Annotated in this window: 5 protein-coding genes; 2 read left to right on the forward strand and 3 right to left on the reverse strand. The window is 52.0% G+C overall.

The features are described 5' to 3' along the window. From PHU49_08935 to PHU49_08945, 3 genes are all read right to left on the reverse strand, one after another. Positions 1-1,439: Ni/Fe hydrogenase subunit alpha (locus PHU49_08935; protein ID MDD5244128.1), on the reverse strand; the 1,439-nt coding region annotated here is incomplete at its 3' end. Continuing rightward, positions 1,439-2,431: a F420-nonreducing hydrogenase gene (locus PHU49_08940; protein MDD5244129.1), complete on the reverse strand. Its 993-nt coding sequence runs from the start codon at positions 2,429-2,431 to the stop codon at positions 1,439-1,441. The genes PHU49_08940 and PHU49_08935, both read right to left, overlap by 1 nt. Further along, the gene (locus PHU49_08945; protein MDD5244130.1) at positions 2,421-4,622 is read right to left on the reverse strand and encodes a hydrogenase iron-sulfur subunit; all 2,202 of its coding nucleotides are present in this window, start codon (positions 4,620-4,622) and stop codon (positions 2,421-2,423) included. The genes PHU49_08940 and PHU49_08945 overlap by 11 nt, the downstream gene beginning before the upstream one ends. Positions 4,623-4,961: 339 nt before the next feature. Here PHU49_08945 and fdhF point away from each other — a divergent pair, with 339 nt between their 5' ends. Beyond that, the gene (gene fdhF / locus PHU49_08950) at positions 4,962-7,661 is read left to right on the forward strand and encodes a formate dehydrogenase subunit alpha (GenBank protein ID MDD5244131.1); all 2,700 of its coding nucleotides are present in this window, start codon (positions 4,962-4,964) and stop codon (positions 7,659-7,661) included. Between the two features lie 14 nt (positions 7,662-7,675). Further along, the coding region (locus tag PHU49_08955) for an NAD(P)H-dependent oxidoreductase subunit E (protein ID MDD5244132.1) at positions 7,676-7,916 on the forward strand (241 nt) is incomplete at its 3' end.

Consider the following 7,916-nt stretch of genomic DNA (forward strand, 5'->3'; position numbering starts at 1 on the left):
ATGATCGCGCCGCTTCTGTCCCGTATGTTGATCTCCAGGGGCATCTTGCCGGGGAGCGTATGGGTTGCGCACCCGAGACACGGGTCATAGGCGCGGAATGCCATCTCCGCCATGTTGAGCATCCCTTCCTTTACCTCGCCGCCCTTGATGAAGCCCTGGGCAGCCTTTTTCACGGAGAGGGCCATAGGCGCTGCATTGTGCTGCGTCGCTACTATGAGGTTGACCTTGTTGATCAAACCCCTGTCATCCGTTTCATAGTGGTGGATGAGAACGCCCCTGCAGGCTTCAACGCATCCGATACCTTTCCCGGTGAACTGGAAGTTCATGTTCCGGATATCTTTGCTTGTGAGGAGAGGATCGTTGGCTATCGCCTGGAGGTTCTCTGCCGCCTGGAGCGCCTCGATAAGCCGCGCCCAGTGGTAAGCGAGCGTATGGTGTGAAGGCTTTCCGAGCGTATTCACCATCTCTTCATATTCTTTCTGTGCAAGCGGTGTTGCCATGCCGTCGACGACGTTATACCTCGCAAGAGGGCCGACCCTGTAAAGGGATGTGTCATCTCCTTCGATGAGCCCCTTCCAGCCGATCTTTTTCAGATGGGTCAGGCGGATGTATGTCCATGGTTCCACCCACTCGCCGATGTAATCGGTGTAATCGTTGGGATGGAAGTTCGCAACCTCGTTACCGGAGGGGTCAACGATCCTCAACCTGCCTTCGTAGAAATTCATCCTTTTGTCATCGTCAACGAGACCCATATAATATGTCTTCAGGTTGTATGCGTCACTTAGTATAAGGTCGAGATAGGCCTTGTTTTTGAGGACCGCATCCTTAAAAAGCTGCATGGCAAAAAGGGCAAACTCGACCGACATGTCCGCGGTCTTCCTGATCTCCCTGCGCTCTTCCTCCGTGATGCCCCTCGGAACACCGCCCGGCAGGCCCCCCTCGGGGTGTGCAGGCTTGCTGGCAATGAGTTTTATGATGTCCCTTGTCCGCTTCCTTATGTCGATGACCTTTTTCCCTATGTCGAGACCGACCTTGTTAATTACGCCGAGGATGTTTCTCTCCGCAGGGTTTGCATCAGGGCCGACGACGAAATCCGGAGCAGCCAGAAAGAAAAAGTGTATATAATGATCTTCAATGAAATTTGCATTATATTGAAGCCTCCGTACCAGTTTTGCCGTAGGGGTAGGGGCGACGCCGTAGATATAATCGAGTGCCTTTGTGGACGCCATGTTGTGAGGGGTCGGGCAGACGCCGCAGATATTCGGGACTATCCTGGGCATCTCTTCTGCCGGTCTCCCGATACAGAACCTTTCAAAGCCCCGGAGTTCGGTCACCTGAAAATATGCGTCCTCAACATCCCCGTTGTCATTGAGGAAGATGTCTATCTTGCCGTGCCCTTCCAGTCGTGTTACCGGATTGATTGTTATTTTTTTCCCCATTATCGCACCTCGCCACGCTTTTTTGATGTTTCTCTCTTTTTTTGCAGGAGAGAGGAAGCCGTTGTGAACCGATAAAAATAACCTGTCGGGTCAACAATGCTTTCGGTCAATATCTTTCTCTCCTCCTCGGTAGTTGCCTCGATGAGAGAGGCCAGGGCGGATAGATACTTGGCTCCCATATCCGCGACACCCTCTACAGGTCCGAAACAGCCCCTGCAGGGTATGTTGGTCTTCATACAGACCTCGCCGCAACCGGAGCGTGTTGCCGGCCCGGTGCAGATGATGCCCTGGGCGAGGAAACATTTCTCGGGATCGGCCTCGATCTCGTGTATCCTGTGGAATTTCTGGATCTGTAATCTATCCGGTTTTGTCTTGTTCCTGTCGCATACGTCGCAGAGGGCCCTCCTCGGTGCAAGCGTCGATCCCTTTGGGGGAAGATTCCCCGCAATGGCAGCGCTCACCGCGTTGTATATGAGGTTAGGCGGCGGAGGGCATCCCGGAAGATAGTAATCAACGTCGATGATCCGGTTCAGCGGGAAGACCTGTTTGTAAAAATCAGGCAATGTCAACTCCCCCCCATCCACCTTTGTCACCGTTTTGGGGACATTATGCTTCGGGTTCACGATGGTAGGCGCATTTTCGTAGACCCACTGGAAGATGTCTTCTTTAGAGCGCATATTTGCCATCCCTGGTGTCCCGCCGAAACAGGCGCAGGCGCCGAAGGCGAGCACGAACTGTGATTTTTTCCGTAACAGGTGGGCGAGTTCCTCGTGCTCGGAGTTCCTTACAGAGCCGTTGATGATGCTGAGCGTTATCTCGCCGTCCTGCATCGCTTCTATGTGATGGTATTTAAAGTCAAGCGCAACGGGCCAGAGGACCAGATCGAATGCATTTGTCACCTTCAGTATGTCCTCATTGAGGTCAACGATGGCCTCGTCACATCCTCCACATCCGCCAAACCAGCATATCGCTAATTTCGGTTTATCTGACATGTTTCCCCTCCTGACCCTTGGTCGGTCCAAGGCCTTTTAATCTGTCCACGAGACTGTTTACGATGCCGGTGATCTTTTCTCCTTTCGGATCCATCGCTGTTATAACCTCCAGCCTCTCTTTCTCGATGCCGAAAGATTCAAGGACCTGGTGAAGGAGATATATCCTCTTCCTTGCCTCCTGGTTCCCGTCCTGGAAATGACAGTCACCATCGGCACAACCAAGGAGAAGGACACCGTCAGCGCCCTTGTCGAAGGCGTTCAGGATATCCGTTGCGTCCACCTTTCCTATGCAGACAACGGGCACCATGTTCTTTATATTCGCGAGCTTGACATTGTCGGCCGTATAGCCCCAGCCGAACTTGCAATGGAAACAGACGATACCGGGTTGATATTCCGCCTTCTGCTTTAGCGGCGAAGAGAAATCGGGCTCGAGATGTCTCGCGCCGGACGGACATGCCGACACGCACATACCGCAGGCCTTGCAGAGGACCGGGTCTGTATATGAGATGCGTTTGACGCCGATTACCTTGCCTTCGAAGAGCTGTTCCACGTCTCCAAGGTGAGCCGTGTGGTAGTTGCATGCGGCGACACAGATGCCGCAGCCGCTGCAGAGATGCTCGTCCACCTTTACTGCCGGCAGTTCCGGCTGTATCCCCGCGGACACGCATGCCTTACAGGATATGCAGGGCCCGCACTCGAGGCATCTCCGCGCCTCCTTGACCGCTTCGTCGAGGGTAAAGCCTATCTCGAACATATTGAAGTTCATCCGGGCATCCGGTGAGGTCCATTTAGGCTCCGGTGCAGGTTTATATACCTCCCTTAACGGTGCGTCACTGCTTTCATAGCGTAAAAGCCACCTCTGGAGACTCTCCCCCCTGAGATATCTATCTATCGAGTCTGCCGCCTGCCGCCCTTCGGCCATGGCGTCGACCATGAAGCCTATCCTCCTCACATCGCCGCCGAGGAATACCTCCTCTCTCAGACGGCTCTGGTGCGTAAGGGGATCAACGGCGAGCCTCCCATTCTCATCAAAGAGCCCCGCCTGCTGCAGAAATGACCTGTCCCAGGTCTGCCCTATGGTGATGAGGAGGACATCGCCCTCTATCTCGATGCAGTCCGATGTGTCGAACTGGGGGTTGAACCCTTTTTCATCGAAGACGCTTATACATTTCGGACTTTCAACCTTTTTGAATTTGCCGTTTTCGCCGATAACCTTCCGTACGCCTCTCGAGTAAACGATCCTGATGCCTTCCTGGTGGGCGCCTTCGATCTCTTCCGGGTCTGCGACAATCCCGTCTTTGTGGTTCTTGTCCCAGGTTTCAAGGCAGATAACCGTTACCTTTCCCCCATATCTCACCGCAGTCCTTGCCGCATCAAACGCAACGTTCCCTCCGCCGACGACGATCACGTTTTTGCCTATAAAATGGTCAGAAGAAATCTCGTTTCTGCCTGCCTTGTCAAGGAAGGCCAGACCATACTCAACATTTTCAAGCCCCTTCCAGTCAACAGGTTTGATGCCAAGGGTAAGCGGGCGGGAGAGGGGTGTCCCTGTGGCAATAAAGAAGGCCTTGAACCCCTTTTTCCTGAGGCTTTCTATGGGGTCGCCGCCGTTTACCTTCATCTCTTTTTCGACCTTTATCTCGCCGATCCTCGCAATGCCATCGACAGCCGCGTCAAGGACGTCCTCGGGGAGCCTGTATTTCGGGATGTAGCGGACGGCGCCGCCCAATTTCGGGTTATTATCAAAGATCGTTACATCGTATCCCTTTTTGCTCAGTTCCCAGGCACACAGGAGTCCCCCGGGCCCTCCACCGATTATACCGACCTTTTCTTTGTCTTTTTTAATATCCAGGGGCGGTTTTTTCTCAAGATAGGGCGTGTAGTAATCTGAAAGGAACCTTTTCAGGAGCCTTCTCCTGACGGCACCACCCTTTGTCTTGTAGTTACATTCCCGCTCGCAGATACCACAGATGTACCCGCATACGGTAAAAAGCGGATTTCTCTCGTACAGATAGTCGCCGATCTGGATCACGCCTTCGCGTGCCTTCTCCGGATCATCAGGAAGCAGCGAGATCATCACGTTGGTCCGCTGGATAGCCTCCTTGATAGGACATTTGACCTGGCAAGGGGGAAGAACCTGCTTGACTGCAGCCTCGACCCTTGCAATCTCGTCGTTCCTCAGCTGCCACATAGAAGTACCTCCTTGAAATGTTTAAATCATCTTCGATTGTGCCACAGAACCGGAAACAAGATGTTGCGCTACGCGATTGTGATGGAATGTACAGTAAACCTTTCAATCCGTAAAAAACCATAAAACATTATGACCTGTATCGCCTGTTGGATGGTTGATTATAGAGCGTTTAGCGTATCCTGTCAAATAAATAGTTCAGTATTGTGAATTATTTCCTTTGACTTTTTCAATCTTACTATGGCAAGAATAGATAGGGTTTGAATAATTCACATATGGGGATTTAACCAAATTTTCCCTTATCATATATAGTTAGTCCATTTTTTCCTAAGGAGTTCCTACATGAATGAAGTCAGACTGTCAATCAACGGAAAGGAAGTAGCTGGAGAGAAGGGCCAGACCATTCTGGAGGTGGCTTTGAAGAATGGTATTCAGGTGCCCTATCTCTGTTACCACCCCAGGGTAAGCAGGACAGGGGCCTGCCGGATATGTATCGTACGGGTCAACGAGACGATGCTGAAGACCTCCTGTACCGAACCTGTTATGGATGGGATGAGGGTTGTTACAGAAGACGAAGAGATAGTGGAGATCAGGAAAGGGATATTGAAACTTCTTCTTGCCGAGGGTGACCATAACTGCCTCTATTGTGATGCCAACGGTGAATGTGAGCTGCAGGCCCTTATACACCGGTATAATATCGAACAGGCGCCTGATGAGTACCCCCGCCGCAACCGTGTTATTGATTATGAAACGAGCGAGGGGCTGAAGAGGAACGAGAACAGGTGTGTGCTCTGCGGGAGATGCGTTAAGGCCTGCGCGGAGATACAGGTATCCAACATCTGGGGTTTCACCGACAGGGGTAGCCATACCCACCTCACGTCGGACCTCTTTGAAAAGATAGGGGACTCCGGTTGTGTCAAATGCGGTACCTGCGTCCAGTTGTGTCCCACCGGCGCCCTGTCGTTTCAGACGGTTCTCGGCAGGGGGCAGGCATGGGAACTGGAAAAGGAATCAAGCATCTGTATCTATTGCGGTGTCGGGTGCAAGATAGATTTTTATAAAAACAAAGAAGGCCTGCTCGTAAAGACCATGGGAAATGAGGATGGTCCAAACAAGGGACATCTCTGTGTGAAGGGGAGGTTCGGTTTTGATTTTGTGCAGAGCCCGAAGAGGCTTACAAAACCCCTTATCAGGAAAAACGGGGTATTCGAGGAGGCAACCTGGGATGAGGCGCTTGATCTTGTTGCCGGCAAGTTTACCGAGATAAAGGAAAAACACGGTCCCGATTCGATCGCCGCGCTGTCCTCGGCAAAGTGCACCAACGAAGAGAACTACCTGATGCAGAAATTCATGCGCGCGGTGATCGGAACGAATAACGTCGATCACTGCGCCCGTCTCTGACACAGCTCAACTGTCGCCGGTCTGGCGGCTGTATTCGGTTCCGGAGCAATGACGAATTCTATCAGGGAGGTGCCTGTCAGCGATGGCTTCTTCGTGATAGGTTCTAATACGACAGAGAACCACCCTGTCCTTGGTTCGATGATCAAAGATGCGGTGATCAATAAAGGCAAAAAGCTGATCGTTGCCGATCCCAGGAGGATCGAGCTTTCAAGGTATGCGGATTACTACTTCCAGGTCAAACCCGGTACGAACATCGCGATCCTTAACGGCCTCATGCATGTCCTGATAAAGGAAGGACTGTACGATAAGGAATTTGTTGCGAGCAGGTGTGAAGGTTTTGACGAACTTGCAAAGACCCTTGAAAAGTATACTCCCGAATATGTGGCAGAGATATGCGGGCTGGATAATCCCGGCGATATCCCAAAGGCGGCACGGCTTATGGCCAGGCTGAAACCGATGGCGCTCTATTACTCCATGGGTATCACACAGTTTGTATCCGGTGTGAATAACGTCAAGTCAACAGCAAACCTGCAGATGCTGCTCGGCAATATGGGTGTCCCCGGCGGCGGGGTAAACCCGCTTCGGGGTCAGAACAATGTTCAGGGTGCCTGCGATATGGGCGCGCTTCCCGTGTCATATCCGGCATACCAGCCAGTGGCAAACGAAGAGAACAAGGCAAAGTTTGAAAAGGCATGGGGCGTTACAGGGCTATCGGTCAAACCCGGGCTGACGATCGTTGAGATGTTCAACGCGGCAGTCGGAGGACAATTAAAGGCCATATATGAGATGGGTGAAAACCCCGTCATGTCTGATCCGAACCAGCACCATGTCATTGAGGCGCTGGAGGCGCTGGAGTTCCTGGTTGTTCAGGATATATTCCTTACCGAGACGGCCCAGTATGCCGATGTAGTCCTGCCGGCCTGCGCATTTATCGAGAAGAAAGGAACGGCAACCAACACGGAAAGAAGGGTGCAGCCCATGCACCAGGTCCTTCCGCCGTGCGGTGACGCGAGGGACGACTGGTGGATCACTACCGAGATAGCAAAACGCATGGGGGCAAAATGGGATTACACAAAACCCGAAGACATCTTCGAAGAGATACGGGCCGTTACCCCATCCTATGCAGGCATCACCTGTGAAAGGATAGAAAAAGAACTTATACAATGGCCATGTCCCACAACGGATCATCCAGGGACCCAGTATCTGCACAAAGACAGGTTCTCCCGCGGTCTCGGGCTTTTTACGGCCATAGAATATACCCCGCCGGCAGAAGGAACAGACGCCGAATACCCGATGATACTAACAACAGGCCGTTTGCTTGAGCATTTCCATACCGGGACCATGACGAGAAACTCAAAGGTGCTTGATGAGCTTGTACCGGAAGGGTTCGTCGAGATGAACCCCAACGACGCAAAGAACTATGACATCACCGACGGTGAGGTAGTGGCGGTGTCCACGAGGAGAGGGAGCATCAGGATAAAGGCAAGGGTAACGGAAAAATCAAAACCCAATGTGGTCTTTATTCCTTTCCACTTTTTTGAGGCGGCCGCAAACAAGCTTACCATCGATGCCCTTGATCCGGTGTGCAAGATCCCGGAGTACAAAGTCTGCGCATGCAAGATTGAGAAAATTTATCAGTAAAGGCGGTGACGAAGATGATAACGACAGAGGATATAAAAAATGTCATAGAAAAAAGAGGCAACGCGAGGGAGCACCTCATGTTCATACTGCGTGACCTCGAGAACCTCTCCGGAAAAAATCAGCTTGACATAGATACGCTTACAGAGGTTGCGGAACTGACCAACATCCCCAGGAGTGCTATCGGAGGTTTTGTCGGATTCTATACGATGTTCAAGACAAACCCGCGGGCGCCCTTTATCGTTCGTGTCTGTAAAT

It is taken from the genome of Syntrophorhabdaceae bacterium, from assembly GCA_028713955.1.
GTDB lineage: Bacteria > Desulfobacterota > Syntrophorhabdia > Syntrophorhabdales > Syntrophorhabdaceae > UBA5609.